The sequence below is a fragment of the Nocardiopsis sp. MT53 genome, from assembly GCF_019598965.1.
Taxonomy (GTDB): Bacteria; Actinomycetota; Actinomycetes; order Streptosporangiales; family Streptosporangiaceae; genus Nocardiopsis; species Nocardiopsis changdeensis.
The window spans coordinates 3,427,489-3,446,137 of record NZ_CP080599.1 but is presented as its reverse complement, the minus strand read 5'-3'; the positions used below and the strand labels follow the sequence as shown (position 1 = coordinate 3,446,137).

Annotated in this window: 15 protein-coding genes and 1 other RNA gene; 2 read left to right on the top strand and 14 right to left on the bottom strand. The window is 71.4% G+C overall.

What is annotated here, in order from left to right; genetic code table 11:
* Nucleotides 1-26: 26 nt before the first annotated feature.
* The 14 genes from K1J57_RS15385 to K1J57_RS15320 form a co-directional block, all read right to left on the bottom strand.
* Nucleotides 27-761, bottom strand: coding sequence for a DUF2812 domain-containing protein (locus K1J57_RS15385; protein ID WP_220565091.1), 735 nt, complete (start codon nt 759-761; stop codon nt 27-29).
* Entirely contained in the window at nt 758-1,087 is a 330-nt protein-coding gene (locus tag K1J57_RS15380; protein ID WP_220565090.1) for a PadR family transcriptional regulator, read from the bottom strand. The genes K1J57_RS15385 and K1J57_RS15380 overlap by 4 nt, the downstream gene beginning before the upstream one ends.
* Complete coding sequence (locus K1J57_RS15375; protein ID WP_220565089.1) at nt 1,084-1,791, bottom strand: CPBP family intramembrane glutamic endopeptidase; 708 nt, start codon at nt 1,789-1,791, stop codon at nt 1,084-1,086. The genes K1J57_RS15380 and K1J57_RS15375 overlap by 4 nt, the downstream gene beginning before the upstream one ends.
* Before the next feature lie 75 nt (nt 1,792-1,866).
* A complete protein-coding gene (locus K1J57_RS15370; protein ID WP_220565088.1) occupies nt 1,867-2,829 on the bottom strand; it encodes a serine hydrolase in 963 nt (320 codons plus the stop codon).
* A gap of 191 nt (nt 2,830-3,020) precedes the next feature.
* A complete protein-coding gene (locus K1J57_RS15365; protein WP_220565087.1) occupies nt 3,021-3,266 on the bottom strand; it encodes a DUF2798 domain-containing protein in 246 nt (81 codons plus the stop codon).
* A 650-nt stretch (nt 3,267-3,916) separates the two neighbouring features.
* Nucleotides 3,917-4,289: a transfer-messenger RNA gene (gene ssrA, locus K1J57_RS15360) on the bottom strand.
* Between the two features lie 388 nt (nt 4,290-4,677).
* Nucleotides 4,678-6,645 carry a penicillin-binding transpeptidase domain-containing protein gene (locus K1J57_RS15355; protein ID WP_220565086.1) on the bottom strand — a complete coding sequence of 656 codons (1,968 nt, stop codon included), beginning with the start codon at nt 6,643-6,645 and terminating at the stop codon, nt 4,678-4,680.
* 23 nt (nt 6,646-6,668) lie between these two features.
* A complete protein-coding gene (smpB, locus tag K1J57_RS15350; RefSeq protein ID WP_073384230.1) occupies nt 6,669-7,136 on the bottom strand; it encodes an SsrA-binding protein SmpB in 468 nt (155 codons plus the stop codon).
* A gap of 75 nt (nt 7,137-7,211) precedes the next feature.
* Nucleotides 7,212-8,123 (bottom strand): permease-like cell division protein FtsX, encoded by a 912-nt coding sequence (gene ftsX, locus K1J57_RS15345; RefSeq protein WP_220565085.1) that lies wholly within the window; start codon nt 8,121-8,123, stop codon nt 7,212-7,214.
* A gap of 89 nt (nt 8,124-8,212) precedes the next feature.
* The gene (gene ftsE, locus K1J57_RS15340) at nt 8,213-8,902 is read right to left on the bottom strand and encodes a cell division ATP-binding protein FtsE (RefSeq protein WP_220565084.1); all 690 of its coding nucleotides are present in this window, start codon (nt 8,900-8,902) and stop codon (nt 8,213-8,215) included.
* A 497-nt stretch (nt 8,903-9,399) separates the two neighbouring features.
* On the bottom strand, nt 9,400-10,518 hold the full coding sequence (gene prfB / locus K1J57_RS15335; protein ID WP_220565083.1) for a peptide chain release factor 2: 1,119 nt from the start codon (nt 10,516-10,518) through the stop codon (nt 9,400-9,402).
* Nucleotides 10,519-10,634: 116 nt separating this feature from the next.
* Entirely contained in the window at nt 10,635-15,503 is a 4,869-nt protein-coding gene (locus tag K1J57_RS15330) for an NAD-glutamate dehydrogenase (protein WP_220565082.1), read from the bottom strand.
* Between the two features lie 350 nt (nt 15,504-15,853).
* Nucleotides 15,854-16,555 carry an HAD family hydrolase gene (locus K1J57_RS15325; protein WP_220565081.1) on the bottom strand — a complete coding sequence of 234 codons (702 nt, stop codon included), beginning with the start codon at nt 16,553-16,555 and terminating at the stop codon, nt 15,854-15,856.
* 119 nt (nt 16,556-16,674) lie between these two features.
* The gene (locus tag K1J57_RS15320) at nt 16,675-17,271 is read right to left on the bottom strand and encodes a TetR/AcrR family transcriptional regulator (RefSeq protein ID WP_220565080.1); all 597 of its coding nucleotides are present in this window, start codon (nt 17,269-17,271) and stop codon (nt 16,675-16,677) included.
* Between the two features lie 76 nt (nt 17,272-17,347).
* Here K1J57_RS15320 and K1J57_RS15315 point away from each other — a divergent pair, with 76 nt between their 5' ends.
* On the top strand, nt 17,348-17,761 hold the full coding sequence (locus K1J57_RS15315) for a nuclear transport factor 2 family protein (protein WP_220565079.1): 414 nt from the start codon (nt 17,348-17,350) through the stop codon (nt 17,759-17,761).
* Nucleotides 17,758-18,579 (top strand): ergot alkaloid biosynthesis protein, encoded by an 822-nt coding sequence (locus tag K1J57_RS15310; RefSeq protein WP_220565078.1) that lies wholly within the window; start codon nt 17,758-17,760, stop codon nt 18,577-18,579. The genes K1J57_RS15315 and K1J57_RS15310 overlap by 4 nt, the downstream gene beginning before the upstream one ends.
* Nucleotides 18,580-18,649: the final 70 nt, after the last annotated feature.

Below are 18,649 nucleotides of genomic sequence, written 5' to 3'. Positions count from 1 at the left end.
CAGGGGGTAGCCGGTTCCGGCCCCGTTCAGCGCCGGTCGCGCACCGAACGGACGATCCGGAGCACGGCCCACACGGCGCCCAGGGCCAGGGCCGCGCCGACGAGCGCCCCCACCGCGAGGCCCGCCAGCTCCTCCGGCCCCTCGGCCGTCAGCCGCCCGTCGGCCGCCCGCTGCACGATCGACCACACCGAGACCGCCACGACCGCCAGCGACGCGGCGATGAGCGCGATCCCCCGGGCCCCGAAGAAGGCCCGCCGGGGCCCGGGCGCGGGCGGGTCCTCCAGCTCCGCCCCGGGACCGGCGGTGGCCGCCCCGGGACGTTTGAAGTAGGCCAGCACCGACCGGTGCCCGCACGGCTCCCAGCCATCGGGGGCCAGCCTCGCGGCCAGCCGCTCCCGGTCGGCGCGGCCCGTGCAGACCTCCTGGCGGTACTCCCAGGTCTGGGGGTTCTCACGGTCCCGGCGGCCGACGAACCGGCCCAGCCGGTCGATGCGCTCCACCTCCCAGCCCTGGGCGCCGAACCCGTTGAGCCGCGCGGGCGTCTCGAAGGCGTCCGCCGTCCAGGCCAGTTCCTCGGGATCGCCGCCCTCCTGCCGGGGCACGAGCGAGTCGGCGAACCCGTCGACCGGCCCGAACTCCTCCTCCGGGTCCACCCCGGCGTCCGCCGCGTACGCGGACAGCTCCTCCAGCAGCACCCGCGACCTCTCGGCGTCCACGCCGCGTGCCGCGAGCCGTTCGGCCAGCTCGTCGAAGTAGGTCATCGGTCCTCCAACACGGTGCGGACGGCGGTCTCGAACTCGCGCCAGGCCGCGGTCTGTTCGGCCAGGACGGTGCGCCCGGCCTCGGTCAGCCGGTAGTAGCGCCGGCCCGGTCCCCGCTCGGCGGCCCGGAACTCGGCCTCCACCAGCCCGGCCTCCTCCAGGCGGTTGAGCACCGGGTACAGCGTGCCGCCCTTGATGGTCCCCAGGCCCGCCTCGTCCAGCCGCTTGGCGATCGCGTACCCGTAGCTCTCGCCCTCGGTCAGCCCGGCCAGCACCAGCAGGTCCAGCACGCCCTTGAGCCAGCTCGACCGGCGGTCCGCCCTCATCGGGCCGCCACCTCCTCGCGCCGGGGGGCGAACGCCAGGGAGCGCAGGTCCAGGAGGATGTGCAGCACGATCGGCACGAACAGGCTGCCGGTGGCCAGGTACACGTTCGTGAACACGAAGCCGACCAGCGTGACGAAGACCAGGCCCACCGGCCCCTGGTACAGGTGCCCCAGGACGAAGATCCCCAGGCTGATCCCGGCGGCGACCACGGGGTCCAGCCCCAGGCCCACCCCGGCGGCGATGAACAGGCCGCGGTAGACGAGTTCCTCGCAGATCCCGGCGGTGACCGAGGCCCCCGCGCCCCACCACCGCTCCCGGGCCGTGCGCGGCAGCAGCGCGGCGACCGCCTTCTGCCCCGGCATCAGGAACCCGGGGGCCTTCCGAGCGGCCAGGGCGACCGCGGCCATCGCGACGGCCATCCCCACGACGGCCCCGGCGAGCGTGCCCCACTCCCCGTTCATCGGGACCAGGCCCAGTTCCGCGAGGCCCACCCCGGGCGAGACCAGGACCGCCAGCAGGGCGACCCCGGTGAGGCCCCACCAGACGGCGATGCCCTGGCCGAACATCCGCGTGAGCGCCCGCGGGTCCGTGTCCCGCACCCGCTCCAGCTCCGTGTAGGCGCGCCTGCCCCACCACGGTTCCACGGCCACCAGGTACAGGACGATCAGCGCCACCAGCGCCAGTCCCCACACGGAGAACCCCACGACGACTCCTTCGGTTCGACTACCTAGACCATAGACCTACCTAGTTAGGAATACAACCTATGTCGCCGCGCCGATTCACCCTCCCAGCAGGACCTCGCCCATCCGGACCGCCACATCGGCGTCCTCCAGGTCCCACTCCCCCTCCCGGGAGACCGCCCCGGTCGCCCAGAACGCCATCGGCCCGCCGGGCACGTGCAGCAGCTCCGCGTAGGCCGCGCCGTTCCCCCCGTTGTGCCAGGCCGCCCTCCGGCCCCCGACCTCGAGGATCACCCAGCCGTACCCGTAGTGCGAGGTCCCCAGGGCGTCCTCCGCCACGTGCGGCGTGAACATCCGCTCCAGGGCCCGCTCCGACAGCACCGCGCCCCCGGCCAGGGCCCGGTGCCAGGCCAGCATGTCGCGCGCGGTGGACAGCATCCCGCCGTTGCCCCGCAGGTTCCAGTACGGCCCGTCGTCCGCCCACGGCCGCTCGTACGGCCGCCCCAAGGAGTCCCCCCGGGCGTCGTACTCCACCGCGACCCCGGCGTCGTCCCAGTCCGGCAGCACGTACCCGGTCCGCGTCATGCCCGCGGGCCCGAACAGGGTCTCCGCCAGGAAACCCTCGTACGACCCGGCCACCACCTCGATGACCGCCGCCAGCAGCCCGTAGCCGACGTTGGAGTACAGGTAGCCCTCCACCGGCTCGGCGGCCACCGCCGCCGCCACGAACTCCTCCCGCCCGAGCGGCTCGTAGTCGTCGCCCAGCGCCTCCGGGAGCCCACCGGTGTGCGTCAGGAGCCGGTGCAGGTCGACCTCCCCCAGCCGCCCCGACGCGCCGGGCAGGAAAGCGCCCACCGGGTCCCCGACGGACAGCTCCCCGTCCATCTCCAGCCGCAGGACGCCGGCCGCGGTGAACTGCTTGGTCACCGAGCACACGTCCCGCGCGGTGTCCATCCCCACCGCCACCAGGGGCTCGCCGTCCGCCGCGACCACACTGACCTCGGGCCCCTCGGGCACCAGGTCCGCCAGCCGCTCCCGCGGGCTCCTGGACGCCCACCGCACCGCGGCGCCGCCCCCACCACCGCGGCCGCGGCCGCGACCCCGCCTCCGACCAGGAACCCCCGCCGAGACCGCATCCCCACTCCCCTCCCACCGACGAACGCAGGAGCAGGGCGCGGACCCCCATCATGCCGCCGGAGCCCGCCCCACGACCAGCCGCGGCCCGGGCCCGCCGGGCCCGGGCCGCGCACGTGTCAGGCCGTTTCGGAGGCCTCACCTCCGCGGCCGCGGAGGATCCTCCCGGCGAGCGCCATCGAAACGGGCCAGGCGCCCATGGTCAGGGCGAACGCGATCGGCCACGCGATGGCGAACTGCCGGGGCCACCCGGTCAACCACTCCATGGTCGGCCCGGTGAAGATGAGGCCCATGATGCCCGACATGGTCGCGGCCATGATGAAGGTCATGATGACCTGAGAGAGAAGAGCGCTCTTCTTGTTCATCGTCGATCCCTTGTCCGGGACGACGACGCCTCGATGCGTACACCTCAGCGCCGCCGTCCACTCCGTAGAAGGATGGGGCGCCTCGGGTTCGCGCCGACGGGCGCGACTGCATCTCAGGAGAACCGAGGGCTGGAATAACCACACCAGCCAGAATCTTTTAGGCCTGCCAACCCTATCGCACCCGGAACAACTCACCCCGCCCGAACAAAAAAGGCGACCCCGCAAGCGGAGCCGCCCGAAAGCGGGCACAGCCCGCCTCACAACGTGAGAGCACCCACCGCCCACCGGACCGATCCCCCCGGCGGACACGACAAAGGGCGACCCCGCAAGGAGCCGAAGGCTCCGAGCAGAGCTGCCCGAAAGCGGGCACAGCCCGCGTCACGATGTGAGAGCACGCACCGCCCACCGGACCGATCCCCCCGGTGGACACGACAAAGGGCGACCCCGCAAGGAGCCGAAGGCTCCAAGCGGAGTCGCCCGAAAGCGGGCACAGCCCGCGTCACGATGTGAGAGCACGTACCGCCCACGGAACCGTTCCCCGCGGCCCCGCCACAGGGGGGTGCCTCGGGGGGTTCGGGGGGTCTCCCCCCGGCGGACATGCCGAAACGACCCTGCGAGGCGGCCGTAGGCCCCCGAGCAGGGTCGTCGTGGAGTGGAGGTGGCGGGAATCGAACCCGCGTCCTTCGATGACGCACCAGAGCTTCTCCGGGTGCAGTCTGTAGTGTCGTTCTACTCGGCCCCAGCGCTTGTACAGACACATCGCTGACGGGCCCAGCCACTGAAATGTCCCGCGCGGGCCCTGTGGCCTGATCCGCGCGGTGAGTCATCTGGCTGATGCCGGTACCCGGGCCGATGACGAGCCCGGACCGACAGAGTCGCTATCGCTTAGGCAGCGAGAGCGAACTCAGTGCGCTTGGAATTGGCACTTGTGTTTAGCGTGAATGCAGGATTAACGAGGTCACAAACACAACCCTCGACCCGCTTCCCCTGAAACGCCGACCGAAGTCGAAACCGATCACCCCCTGTGCAGTTGTCAAGGCTCCGCCGGCCGTGGCCCGCGGTGCCCGCAACGAGCGTCCGGACCGTGGTCCTTCGGCTCGTTCGTCACTCTACCGGGTCAACGCCGCGGGGGCCAAGCTGATTCCCGCCGACGCGGACCGGTTTCGAACAGGGAGAAACCCCCGCGGGGCGGACTCAGAGTGGTCGACGCTCTCCCGCGGGGGCCGGTCGGCAGGGTCGGGCCGACCGTTGGAAACCGGCAGGATCTCCCCCGAGATGAGGTCCTGCCTCCACGCTGGCCCGCTACCCCCTGTCGCGGTGCCAGGTATCCGGAAAGACGCGGGCGGCCCTCCCGAAGGTTGCGGAAGGGCCGCCCGTTTTGCCCCATCAGGGCATGGTATGTACGACCGGATTACCAGCCGGTCTCCTCGGTGGCCGTCAGATCGGCCTCCGTCAGCGGAGCCTCGGTGGTGGTGTCGGGGACCCCGGTGGTGGTCTCCGGGACCCCGTTGGCCATGCCCGACAGGAACGACTGGGCCGCGGTGACCGCGTACTGCGACCACTGCGTCTGGGCCGGGTCCACCTCGGCCAGCACCGCGAACGCCACGTCCCCCTGGTAGCCGACGAACCAGTGCAGCGCGGTGTCGCCCTGCTCGGTGCGCGCGGCCTGGCCGTGCACCTCGCCCTCGCCGACCCCCATGGTCAGCTCGGGCATGCGCTGGACGACGGCCTCGCGCAGCCCCTGGCGGACCACCTCCAGGCCGGTCGCGTCCAGGGCGGTGGCCCCGGCGGCGGCCTCGTCGCGCACCAGCTGCGGCGGGTGCCAGGAGCCGTCGGCGACGGCACCGGCGACCAGGGCCATGGTCAGCGGGCTGACCCGCACCCCGTGTTCGCCGATCATCGCCGAGGCCGTCTCGACCTCGCCGCCGCCGATCTCGACCTCGCCCGGCGAGGAGGGGACCGGCAGCTGCCAGTTCGCCCCGACGCCGAGCTCCTGCGCGGTCGCGGCCAGCGCCTCGGCGCCGACCTCCTCGCCCAGGGCGGCGAACCCGACGTTGCAGCCGAACGCGATGTTGCGGACCAGGCTGGGGTCGAAGCTGAGCGAGCCCTGGCTCGGGTTGGTGAAGGTCTGCCCGCCGATCTCGACGCTGGGCCCGCAGGGCACCTCGCTGGTCGGGGTGGCGGCGCCCGTCTCCAGGGCGGCCAGCGCGGCGATCACACCGAAGGTCCCGCCGGGCTTGTAGGACCCGGTGAAGGCGTTGTCGTCGCCGGTGTTGCCGGAGGCGTTGGCGGCGGCCAGGATCTCGCCGGTGCCGGGGGCCACGGCCACCAGGTAGGCGTCGCCGGGCATCCCGGTGAGCGCGTGCTCGGCGGCCCGCTGCACGTCGGTGTCGAGCGTGGTGTCGACGCCGCCGCTCTGCTCGCCCTCCCAGGACTCCAGGACCCCGGTGACCTGCCCGTCGGCGTCCAGGGTGACGACCTGGGTGGTCGCCGAGCCCGCCAGCTCGTGCTGGTAGATGTTCTGCAGTCCGCTCAGGCCCACGGTGTCGCCGGCCTGGTAGGTGCCCGGGACCCGGGAGGAGACCCGGTGCTCGGCGGTGCCGGCGACCTCGCCGACCACGAACGGCGCCGCGGCCGGGGTCAGGTTGATCTCCACCTCCTGCACGTCCGCGCCGGAGATCTCGCGGACGTCGGCCAGCAGCGCCCCGTCCACGCTGGAGTTGCGCATGAGCACCAGCGGCTGGAACTGCTCGGGCGGCGCGGAGCGCACGCGGTTGAGCAGGCGGTCGGGGTCCTCGTCGAGGAGGCGGGCCAGCTCGGTGACCCCGGCCTCCTTGTCCTCCATCTCGGCCGGCACCACGCCGAAGGCGCTGACCCGGTCGGCGGCGACCAGGGGCCGGCCCTGGCTGTCGAGGATCTGCCCGCGCTCCTGGGCCTCGTAGCTGACCGCGAGGCGCTCCTCGGGGTTCAGCTCGGGGTGCAGGACCCCGGAGGACCAGGTGATCTTCCAGCCGTCGGGGCCCCAGGTGAGCGGCATCCGACCGGTGTAGTCCCAGGTGGGGTCGCCCATGCCGAGGTCGGCGTGGGCCGAGAACTCGGCGGTGGCGCTGTCCTTCTCCCGGGAGATCGGGCCGAGCCCGAAGCGCAGGGAGGCGAGGTCGAGCTGCTCCTTCATGTCCGTGAGGGCGCGCTCGACCTCCTCCGGGTCGCCGTCTGTGTACCGGGCCGCCTCCGCGTGCTCACCGCTCTGCCAGGCGAGCAGGAAGGACCTGACCGCCACCTCGGGGCTGGGGTCGGGAGTACAGGCGGCCAGGGTGGCAGCGAGGATCAGGGCGCTGCCGGCGGCCGCGGTCCTGCGGCCGTGGGGACGGGGGGACACCGTGTGTGTTCCTTTCGGGCGCCTCATCGGTTGCGTTGGCGGAGCGCGCGTTCCATGTCCCGCTTCGCCTCGCGTTCGGCGATGTCCTGACGCTTGTCGTATTCGCGCTTACCGCGTGCCAGAGCGATCTCGACCTTGACCCGACCGTCACTGAAGTACAGCGCCAGCGGGATCAGCGTGTAGCCGGGCTCCCGGGTCTTGCCGATGAGCCGCGAGATCTGCGCGCGATGCAGGAGTAGCTTACGCGATCGGCGGGACGCGTGGTTGGTCCAGGTGCCCTGTGAGTACTCGGGGATGTGCACGTGCTCCAGCCACACCTCGCCGTCGCCGATGTGCGCGAACCCGTCGACGATGGACGCCCGGCCCTCTCGGAGCGACTTCACCTCGGTACCGGTGAGGACGATGCCCGCCTCGTAGGTCTCGTCGATGTGGTATTCGTGCCGGGCGCGCCGGTTCTGCGCGATGAGTTTGCGCCCGGTTTCCCGTGCCACTTGGGGTGTCCCTTCAATACGCCCGGGGGGCACGAGGCCCCCCGGTTCGGTCGTGTCCGTCCCCGACGGCCCGCGTCAGACCTTGAGGTACCGGCGCAGGGTGAGGAACGAGGTGACGGTGCACAGCAGCACACCGAGGATCATCGATACACCGATCACGTACATGAGCGCGCCGGTGCCCAGTGCGATGTCGAACTGGAACCATTCCTCCACGCGGGTCAGCAGCGTGAACCGGGTGGCCACGATGAACCCGGAGGCGATGAGGCCGCCGACGAGGCCGGCGATCGCGCCCTCCAGGAGGAAGGGCAGCTGGATGTAGAAGTTGGAGGCGCCGACCAGGCGCATGATCCCGGTCTCGCGGCGGCGGCTGTAGGCCGACAGGCGGATGGTGTTGCCGATCAGCAGCGCGGCCGCGGCCAGCTGCACGCCGGCGACCAGCAGCGCGGACCACTTGAGCCCGTCCAGCAGGCCGAAGAACTGCTCCAGGACCCGCTGGTCGTTGGAGATGGAGTCGACGCCGGGGCTGCCCTCGACGGCGGCCCGCACGGTGTCGTAGTACTCCGGGTTGGTGAGCTGCACCCGGAAGTTGTCCGGGATGTCGCCCTCCTGCGCGGCGGCGGCCAGGGCCTCGTTGGAGGCGCCCAGGCGCTCCTGGAAGTCCTGCCACGCCTCGGCGGCCGTCAGGTAGGTGACGTCCTGGACCTGCTCCATGCCCTCCAGCTTGTCCTGGAGCGCGGCGCGGTCCTCGTCGGTCGCGGGCCCGTTCTCCTGACAGACGGGGGTCGGCGAGATCTCGTTGCACATGTAGATGGTGAGCGTGATCCGCTCGTCCCAGTAGTTGCGCATCTCGGACACCTGCTGGTTGACCAGCAGGCCCGCGCCGAAGAGGGCGAGGGAGATGGCGACCGTGGTGATGACGGCGATCGTCATCGTCAGGTTCCGACGCAGGCCGATCCACGTCTCGGAGAGAACGAATTGTGCTCGCATGATCTGTTAAAGGTCCATCCTTGGGTGGTTCGCCGCGCCGGTCGGGTCCTCGGCGGGGTGGGACGCCCGGCGCCGGGCGCGCCAGAAGGTCAGTACGCCTGGCCGTAGACGCCGCGCGACTGGTCGCGCACCACGAGGCCCTCTTCAAGCTCGATCACGCGCTTGCGCATCGAGTCGACGATGGCGGCGTCGTGGGTCGCCATGACGACGGTGGTACCCGTGCGGTTGATCCGGTCCAGGACCTTCATGATGCCGATCGAGGTCGCGGGGTCGATGTTGCCGGTGGGCTCGTCGGCCAGCAGGATCTGCGGGCGGTTGACGAACGCGCGGGCGATCGCGACGCGCTGCTGCTCGCCACCGGACAGTTCGTTGGGCATGCGTCCGGCCTTGCCCTCCAGGCCGACGAGCTCGACGACCTCGGGGACGACCTTGCGGATGAACCTGCGGGGCTTGCCGATGACCTCCAGGGCGAACGCGACGTTCTCGAAGACGTTCTTGTTCGGCAGCAGGCGGAAGTCCTGGAAGACGCAGCCGATGCGGCGGCGCAGGTGCGGCACCTTCCAGTTGGACAGGCGCGCGAGGTCCTTGCCGGCCACGTGCACGCGGCCCTTGTCGGGCTTCTCCTCCTTGAGGACCAGGCGGAGGAAGGTCGACTTGCCGGAGCCGGACGGGCCGACGAGGAAGACGAACTCGCCCTTGTCTACGTCAATGGAAACGCCGTCGAGCGCGGGGCGTTTCTGGGTCGGATAGACCTTGGTGACGTTGTCGAAGTGGATCACAGGCGCATCACAAGGTTCTCGAAGGTATGGGTACCCGACGCGGAGAGGACTCCGTGCGGGGATCGTACCGGCCGCATGGCCAACCGACAGTGTAGAGGGGGGAACGACCCGGATCGTCCAGGCCGCGTCGCACCCGAAGATTCCGCACACTATCGGACAACAGCCCCGAGCATATCGGAGGCGTCAACCGATGATAACGTTCACATATAGCCGTTTCGGTAAAACCGCGGAGTCGTGAGCATCACCATTGGGATACAACCTGCGCATTCTTCCCAATATGCTCACCCGTAGCATCCGCACCGACACCCAGGGTGTCACCGCGGTCGCTCCGTGCGGCCGGACCCCGGATATTACAGGGAGAAGGTCCCCGGTCCCCGCGGCCGCGCCGGGGTCCGATACCCCGTCCTCCACGAGACCGGAACGGCCGGGGCCCGCACGCCCCGGGGAGGGGTCCCCGGTCCCGCGCGGGCCGCCCGGCCGGTCGGCGTGTCGTGGGGTCAGGCGTCCTCGGACCGCTCCCGGCTGCGCATCCAGCGGATCTCGGCGTCGATGAACTCGTCGATCTCGCCGTCCAGCACCGCAGCGGTGTTGCCCGTCTCCATGCCGGTCCGCACGTCCTTGACGCTCTGGTAGGGCTGGAGGACGTAGTTGCGCATCTGGGTGCCCCAGCTGCTCACCGACTCGCCGCGGATGTCGTCCAGCGCCGCCTGCTCCTCCTCGCGCTTGCGCGCCAGCAGCTTGGCCTGGAGCATCGTCATCGCGGTCGCCTTGTTCTGGAGCTGGGACCGCTCGTTCTGGCAGGACACCACGATCCCGGTGGGCAGGTGGGTGATGCGCACCGCCGAGTCGGTGGTGTTGACGCCCTGGCCGCCGGGACCCGAGGAGCGGTACACGTCGATGCGCAGCTCGGTCTCGTCGATGTCGATGTGGTCGCTCTGCTCCACCACGGGGACGACGTCCACGCCGGCGAAGGAGGTCTGGCGCCGGTTCTGGTTGTCGAACGGGGAGATGCGGACCAGGCGGTGGGTGCCGTGCTCGCCGCGCAGGGTGCCGTAGGCGAACGGCGCCTTGACCGCGAACGAGGTGGACTTGATGCCCGCCTCCTCCGCGTAGGAGGTCTCGTAGATCTCCGTGGGGTAGCCGTGCCGCTCGGCCCAGCGCAGGTACATGCGCTGGAGCATCTGCGCCCAGTCCGCGGCGTCCACGCCGCCCGCCTGGGAGTTGATGGTGACGAGGGCCTCGTGCTCGTCGTGCGGGCCGTTGAGGAGGGTGCGCACCTCCAGCTCACCGATCTCCTTGCGGAGCTGCTCCAGCTCGCGGTCGGCCTCGGCCCTGGTGTCGGCGTCCTCTTCGGCCTCGGCCAGTTCGTAGAGCACGCCCAGGTCGTCGAGCCGCCGGCCGATGCCCTCGATCTTGTTGACCATGGACTCCAGGCTGGAGAGCTCGCGCGTCACCTTCTGCGCGTTGCCCTGGTCGGCCCACAGCTCCGGGTCGGCGGACTGCTCGCGCAGCTCCTCGATCCGGGTGCTCATCGCCTCCAGGTCCAAGACGGCGGTGACGCTCGCCAGGGTCGCCGCGAGGTCCTTGATCTTCTCTGCTGGGTCCAGTTCTGCCACGGACCCCAGTGTAGGCCCCCGCCCCGCGGGGACCGCCACCGGCGAACACGGCCGGGGCCGCCCTTGCGGACGGCCCCGGTCACCCCGCGGCCCGCCCCGAGGGGCGGGCACGGGGGTCAGTCGTCGACCAGGGAGCGGAAGGACCGCAGCGCCACCGACAGGGTGGCCAGGTCGAACCGCTCGTTCTCCTGGATCTCGGACAGGGTGATCCCCGCCCGCTGGACGGCCTCGCGGTTCTGCTCGAACCAGGAGAGCATCAGCGCCTCGACCGAGTCGTCCGGCGTGCCCGACTCCAGCACCCGGCCGGTGAGGGCCGCGTGCGCCTCGTACAGGTCGTCGCGCAGCGCGCCGCGCGCCATCGTGCCCCACCGGTCGTCGCGCGGCAGGTCGATGATCCGCTCCCGCCACCAGCTGATGTTGAGCCGGTCGGCCAGCTCGAAGTACAGCTCGGCGACCTTCTCCACCGGCCGGCCGGTGCGGTGCGCGATCTCCACCAGGTCCAGGGTGGAGTAGGCGGGCACCATGGCCGCGACCCGCTCGGCCAGCTCGGCCGGGACGCCCTGGCCGATGTACCGGTCGCGGCGCTCGGTGAACGCCTCGCGGTCGCGGCCGCGCAGCAGGCCCACCAGCCGGCCCAGGACCCCGCCCACGCCCTCGGAGAAGAACCCGATCTCGGTGCGGATGTCGAACGGGAAGGTGCGGTTGCGCAGCAGCCACCGGGCCGAGCGCTCGGCCAGCTTGCGGGTCTCCAGCAGCAGGGTGAGCTGGCCGTCCACCGAGATGCGGTGGTCCAGCTCCTCCACCCCGCCCCAGAACTCCTGGAGGCGCAGCACCTCCTGGACGACCAGGTAGGCGCGGGCGATGTCCGCGGCGCTGGAGCCCAGCTCCTCGTTGAGGCGGAAGGCGAAGGTCAGCCCGGAGCGGTTGACCATCTGGTTGACCACCTGGTTGACGATGATCTCCCGGCGCAGCGGGTGGGTGGCCACCGCCCGCGCGAACCGCTCCGTGCGCAGCGGCGTCGGGAAGTACCCGACCAGGGTGTCGGCCAGGTACGGGTCCTGCGCCAGGTCGGACAGGCCGATCTGGTCCTTGAGGCTGATCTTGGTGTAGGAGAGGAGCGTCGCGAACTCCGGGCCGGTCAGGCCCTGGCCCGCGGCGCGCCGCTCCGCGATCGCCTTGTCGGAGGGCAGGTCCTCCAGCTTGCGCTTGAGGACCTTGGTGCGCTCCAGGTGGCGCATGTAGCGGCCGTGGACGTGCAGCATCTGGTGGGCCTGCTTGCGGGCGGCGGCCAGCACCGTGTTCTGCGCGTAGTTGTTGTCCAGGACCAGCTCGGCGACCTCGTCGGTCATGTCGATGAACAGGCGGTCGCGCTCGTCGGCGTCCAGGGAGCCGTCGCGCACCTCCCGGTCGAGCATGATCTTGATGTTCACCTCGTGGTCGGAGGTGTCCACGCCGGCCGAGTTGTCGATGAAGTCGGTGTTGACCCGGCCGCCCTCGCGGGCGAACTCGATGCGGGCGGGCTGGGTCAGGCCCAGGTTGCCGCCCTCGCCCACGACCTTGACGCGCAGCTCGGTGGCGTCGACGCGGACCTGGTCGTTGGCCTTGTCCCCGACCTCGGCGTGGGTCTGGGAGGCGGCCTTGACGTAGGTGCCGATGCCGCCGTTCCACAGCAGGTCCACCGGGGAGGTGAGGACCCGGCGGATCAGCTCGTCGGGGGTCAGCGCCGTGACGTCGTCCTCGATGCCCAGGGCCGCGCGGACCTGCGCGCTGACCGGGACGGACTTGGCCGAGCGCGGATAGACGCCGCCGCCCTCGGAGATCAGCGCCGGGTCGTAGTCCTCCCAGTTGCTGCGCGGCAGCTCGAAGAGCCGCTTGCGCTCCACCCAGGAGGTGTGCGGGTCCGGGTCCGGGTCGAGGAACACGTGCCGGTGGTCGAACGCGGCGACCAGCTTGATCTGCTGCGACAGCAGCATGCCGTTGCCGAACACGTCACCGGACATGTCGCCGATGCCGACCGCGGTGAAGGGCTCGCTCTGGACGTCGACGCCCATCTCCCGGAAGTGGTACTTGACCGACTCCCAGGCGCCGCGGGCGGTGATGCCCATGGCCTTGTGGTCGTAGCCGACCGAGCCGCCGGAGGCGAAGGCGTCGCCCAGCCAGAAGCCGCGCCCCTTGGAGATCTCGTTGGCGGTGTCGGAGAACGTCGCGGTGCCCTTGTCGGCCGCCACCACCAGGTAGGAGTCGTCGCCGTCGTGCAGGACGGTGCGCTCGGGGTGGACGACGGCGCCGTCGACCAGGTTGTCGGTGACGTCGAGCAGGCCGCTGATGAAGTCCTTGTAGCAGGCGACGACCTCGGCCATGACCTGCTCGCGGGTGCCGCCCTCGGGCAGGCGCTTGCAGACGAAGCCGCCCTTGGCGCCGCTGGGGACGATCACCGAGTTCTTCACCATCTGCGCCTTGACCAGGCCCAGGACCTCGGTGCGGAAGTCCTCCAGCCGGTCCGACCAGCGCAGGCCGCCGCGGGCGACCCGGCCGAAGCGCAGGTGGACGCCCTCGACGCGCGGCGAGTAGACGTACATCTCCAGCTTGGGCCGGGGCTGGGGCAGGTCCGGGATGCTCTGCGGGTCGAGCTTGAGCACCAGGTAGGGGTTGCCCTGGTAGTGGTTGGTGCGCAGCGTGGCCCTGATGACGGCCAGGAAGGACCGCAGCACGCGGTCGTGGTCCAGGCTGGCCACCGAGTCCAGCTCGCCCTCGATCTTGCGGACCAGGGCCTCGGTGCGCTCGGTCCGGCCCTCGTCGGGCTGGTCCGGGTCGAAGCGGGTCTGGAACAGGTCGACGAGCAGGCCGGTGATCCCGACGTTGGCGGCCAGGATGTCGGCCAGGAAGTCGGGGGTGAAGGTGGACCCGGCCTGGCGCAGGTACTTGGCGTAGGCGCGCAGCACGGTGAGCTGGCGCCAGTCCAGCCCGGCGCGGACCACCAGGGTGTTGAACCGGTCGGACTCGCCCAGGCCGCGCCAGGAGGCGTCGAAGGCGTCCTCGAACAGCTTCTTGAGCCGCTCGTCGGGCAGGTCGGCCGCGGTGACGGGGCCCAGGCCGAAGTCGTAGATCCAGACCCGGCCCACGCCCTGGACGTCGATGTCGTAGGGCCACTCGTCGACCACCTCGACGCCCAGGTGCTCCAGGACCGGCAGGATCCGGGAGAGCGAGATGGGCTTGCCGACGCGGTGGACGCGGAAGCGCCAGGCGTCGTCGTCGGGGTGCCGGTAGAGGCTGGCGGAGAACGCGCCCCGCCGCTCGTCGGGCGCGGTGCGGGCGAGCAGCTCCTCCAGGGCGCCGATGTCGCGCGCGGCGACCTCGGGCTGGTTGTCGACCTTGTAGGCCTCGGAGAGGCCGGAGCCGTACCGCTCCTTGTACTCGGTGGCGCGGTCCGGGCCGAAGGCGTCGGTGAGGGCGTCGTCGAGGTCGGTGTCCCAGGAGCGGGCGGCCCGGCGGACCTTCTCCTCCAGGGCGAGCTGGTCGATGTCGGCCAGGGTCTCGCCGTGGCGGGCGCGCGCCACCAGGTAGAGGCGGGCCAGCGGGGCGGCGCCGATCATGACGTTGTGGTCCATGGTCGCGCCGTGGAAGGCCTCGCCGAGCACCTGCTGGATGTCCAGGCGCACGCGGGTGCTGTACTCGTCGCGCGGCATGTACACGAAGCAGGACATGTACCGGCCGCCGTAGGGGTCGCGGCGCATGAACAGCTTGGTGCCGCGGCGGTCGCGCAGGCGCATGACGCCGCGGACGATGGTGTACAGCTCGCCGACGGGGATCTGGAGGAGCTCCTCGCGGGGGAAGGTCTCCAGCAGTTCGGTGAGGTCGCGGCCGTCGTAGCTGTCGGCCTCGAACCCGGCCAGGGCCAGGATCTCCGCCTGCTTGCGGCGGAGGATGGGGATCTGGGCGATGCCCGTGTTGGTGGCCTGGGAGGTGAACAGCCCCAGGAAGCGGCGCTCGCCGACGATGTTGCCCTGGGCGTCGAACTTCTTGACGCCGATGTAGTCCAGGTACTTGGGCCGGTGGACGGTGGAGCGGGAGTTGGCCTTGGTGAGCACCAGGATGTAGGGCTCGCGGGCCTTGCCGCGGATCTCCGGGGGCAGGGCGGCGAAGCTGGTGGAGGCCGGGGAGTCCATGCGCATGATGCCCAGGCCGGTGCCGGGCTCCGGGCGCAGGGCGTCGTCGCCGTTCTCGTCGGTGACCAGGGTGTACTCGCGGTAGCCCATGAAGGTGAAGTGGCGCCCGGCGACCCAGCGCAGGAAGTCGACGCTCTCGCCGATCTCGCGGGCGTCCACGCCCCCGGCGACCAGGCGGTCGGGGTAGGCGGCCAGCTCGTCGGCGATCCGGATGGCCCGGTCGCTCATCTTGGCGGCGTCCTCGTCCACGTAGCGGACGTCGTTGAGGACGGACTCGAGCCGGTCGGTGATCTCCTTGATCCGCTCGGGGTCGGTCTGCCGGTCGATCTCGATGTGCATCCAGGACTCGTCGACGGGCAGCAGGCCGTCGCCGCCGAGCTCGGGGTCGATCTGGCGGAGTTCGCCCTCCAGGTCGCGGCCCACGGTCATCTGGGGGTGGATGATCAGGCGGACGCCCGCGTTGAGCTCGCGCAGGGCCATCGTCACGGACGAGACGAGGAAGGGCGCGTTGTCGGTGACGGTCTCGACGATGCTGGTCCGGGAGTCCCAGCCGTCGCGCTCGACGGTCGGGGTGTGCACGCGGACCTTGGCGCGGCCGGGGCGGCGCTGAGCGCCGAAGGCGCGGTGGGCCTCGGCCATGCCGCAGATCTGTTCGGGGGTGCGGCCCGCGATCTCCTCCGGGTCGGTGTGCCGGTAGTAGAGCGGGAGGAAGCGGCGGACGGCCTCGGCCTCGTCGGCGCCGAGCCGCGGGCCGGGGGACCACTTGGTCGCCGCTTCGGCGAGCAGCTGCTGGAGGGTGCCGTCGGATTGCCCGGACATGTGTCTATCTCACTCCTTTGTGAGCAACGTCGCACGAGCGCTGTGGGATCACCGGGTCATGTGCCCTGTGAATCCCTGAGCTGATGTGTGATTTTACGTGAGCACCCAGGGCCGCACGGGACCCCGGGAGCGGTGTGGTGGTGGTGTGACCTGTGCGCACAGGCTGGAAGAAAGAGGCTTCAGACCCCATTGTCACTGCCTCGTCCAAGAACACAGGCTACTGCTTTTCACGTCGGAGGGCAGGAGCAACACCGTTAAACCACGGTTACACACTGTAAGAAGCGGATTGCGACGGTCGGTGGCGATGTGCACGAGGGTTCACCTCGACCCGGTCGGAGACGTACGTGTCGTTATCGAGCCGTTGTCGAATCGGTCGCCTGATGGACGGCGGTCATCACGGCGCGGGGGTCGGTGAGGTCGGGCAGGACGACCTGCGCGCCCGCGTCGCGCAGCTGCCCCTCCGTCGTGGGGCCGTTGAGGACCCCGACCGGGACGGCCCCGCCGATCAGGGCGGCCCGGACGTCGGAGACGTTGTCGGTGATCAGGACGGTACTGGAGTCGGGGATCATCCCGCCCTCCGCCGCGTGCAGGCGGATGGACTGGATGAGCGTGGACTTGGGGTAGTTGACCGACCCGTAGCCGCCGATGGCCAGGTTCAGGTAGGGGTCCAGGCCGAAGGCCACCAGCTTGGCGGTGGCCACCGTCCGGGGGCTGCCGCTGACCACCGTCTGCACGGTGTCGGGCAGCGAGGCCACGGCCGCCAGCGAGGCCGCCGCCCCGGGCATCACCCGCCCCTTGGCCGCCAACTCCCCGGCGCGGGTCTCGAAGGCGGCCTCCAGGGCCGCGAGGAACTGGGCGAGGGTGTCGACGTCGGGCTCGATGTCGACGTAGTTGCGGGCGCAGAACTCGAAGAACATCTCCGAGTCCGTACGGCCCGCGGTCGAGGTCAGGTAGACCAGGGGCTCACCGGTGACCTTCTCGAAGGCCTCGGCGTAGGCGGCCCGCATGACCCGGCCGACGTCGAGGAGCGTGAGGTCGATGTTCCATAGCACCAGGCGGCTGATGGCGAACTCCTCGGGTGATGCACGACAGTCGGACCCCCCTATTGTGCCGCACGGGCGTTTCCCGTCGAGAACCCCGTCCGGGACCGGCCACACCGGGGCCGAACCGGTCACGGTCCGAGGAGCCGCTCCACCAGTGCGCGCACGTCGCGCAGCGCCCGGCCCCGGGTGAGTCCCTCGGCGGCGACGAGGTGGCCCACCAGGTCGGCCCGGACGGCGCCGAGCAGGACGTGCGCGGTCCACGCGGCGTCCGGCGCCGGAGGCGCCTGGCCGGCGCGGGCGACGGCGTCGGCCAGGAGACCGTGGACGAGGCGGTAGGACTCGGAGGCGAAGAGCTCGGCGCCGCGCCCGGCGGGCGCCTCCTCCAGGGTCTGCGTCAGGTGGGTGTTGTCGAGCTTGATCCGCACCAGGGCCTCCATGATCCCGAAGACCCGTTCCCGGGGCGGGGTGCCCGGGCCCAGCGGTTCGGGGCCCGCGGCCAGCGCTTCGCGGAACCAGGCGGTGCGCGCGTCGAAGACGGCGCGCACCAGGCCCGCGCGGTCGCCGAAGCGGCGGAACAGGGTGCCCTTGCCGACCCCGGCCGCCTCGGCGATCTCGTCCATGGACACCGCGGTGCCGTGCGGTGATTCGGCGAAGAGCCGGTCCGCGGCGGCCAGGATGGCCGCCCGGTTGCGCGCGGCGTCGGCGCGTTCGTTCTCGCGGGCCACACTTCCCCCTTGTTAAACGGACTGGCGGTCCGTATATTGATCCGGACCGATGGTCCGATTTTATGGGGGGAGCGGGATGGGCGTGGAGCAGGGCACACCCGAAGCGGTGTTCCACGAGCTGATGGACCTGCTGTGGCGGGGCGACACCGCCGGCTGGGCCGGCCTGGTGGCCGAGGACGCCGTCATGGAGTTCCCGTTCGCGCCGCCGGGCGCGGTCCGGCGGCTCGACGGGCGGGAGGCGGTGCTGGCGTACATGGCGGGCGTCCCGGAGCTGTTCGAGTTCGGCGCGAAGCCGGAAACGGTGGTCCATCAGACGACCGACCCGGGCCGCGCCGTCATCGAGATGGGCCTGAGCGCCCGGGTCAGGGCGACGGGCGCGCCCTACGAGCAGCGGTACGTGGTCGTACTGGAGGTGGCCCAGGGGCGGGTCACCTCCTACCGCGACTACTGGGACCCGCTGGTGGCGCAGGCCGCGGGGGTGGGCGCGTGAAGGTCCTCGTGACGGGGGCGACGGGGACGACCGCCCGCGCGCTCATCCCCGTGCTGGACGGACTCGGCGCGGAGGTGGTCGCGGCGAGCCGCCGTCCGGGACCGGGGCGGGGCGTCAGGTTCGACTGGTACGACCCGGGCGGCCACGACGCGGCCCTCGACGGCGTCGACCGCGTGTACCTGGTGCCGCCGCCGCTGGACGCGGACCCGGTCGAGGCCATGGGGCCGTTCCTGGAGCGGGCGCACCGCCGCGGCGTGCGCCGGGCGGTGCTGCTCGGCGCGTCGGCCGTTCCCACCGGAGGACCAGTGGTGGGGCGGGTGGCGCGGATGGTGCTGGAGGTGTTCGACGAGGCGGTGGTGCTGCGGCCGTCGTGGTTCATGCAGAACTTCGTGGGGGACCACCCGCACGCGACCGGGTTCCGGGAGCAGGGGGCGATCGCGACGGCCACCGAGGGCGGACGGGTGGGGTTCGTCGACGCCCGCGACATCGCGGCGGTCGCCGCGCACGCGCTGACCGGCGCGGAGCCGGTCGAACGGGAGCCGGTCCTCACCGGACCCGAGGCGCTGGGCTACGACGAGGTCGCCGCGATCTACGGCGAGGTGACGGGGCGGGAGGTCGTGCACGAGTCACTGGAACCCGGCGACGTGGAGCGGGCGCTGGCGGCGGCGATGCCGGTGGAGGTGGCACGGATGCTGGTGCGGCTCGACGGCCTCATCGCCTCGGGTGCCGAGGACCGCGTCACGGACACGGTCGAACGCATCACCGGTCGGCCGCCCGGCGACCTCCGCACGGTACTCCGACGCGACCTGCGCCCCTGAGATATTCCCGCGCCGTTCCTCCGGGTTCCTCCAGGAACACCCCGTTATCCGCCCGCGCTGCAACGGGGTG

Coding starts and splice junctions, on each gene's coding strand:
- K1J57_RS15385 (WP_220565091.1), bottom strand. CDS start 761: ATGACCTACTTCGACGAGCTGGCCGAACGGCTCGCGGCACGCGGCGTG.
- K1J57_RS15330 (WP_220565082.1), bottom strand. CDS start 15,503: ATGTCCGGGCAATCCGACGGCACCCTCCAGCAGCTGCTCGCCGAAGCG.
- K1J57_RS15315 (WP_220565079.1), top strand. CDS start 17,348: ATGGGCGTGGAGCAGGGCACACCCGAAGCGGTGTTCCACGAGCTGATG.
- K1J57_RS15380 (WP_220565090.1), bottom strand. CDS start 1,087: ATGAGGGCGGACCGCCGGTCGAGCTGGCTCAAGGGCGTGCTGGACCTG.
- ftsX (WP_220565085.1), bottom strand. CDS start 8,123: ATGCGAGCACAATTCGTTCTCTCCGAGACGTGGATCGGCCTGCGTCGG.
- K1J57_RS15365 (WP_220565087.1), bottom strand. CDS start 3,266: ATGAACAAGAAGAGCGCTCTTCTCTCTCAGGTCATCATGACCTTCATC.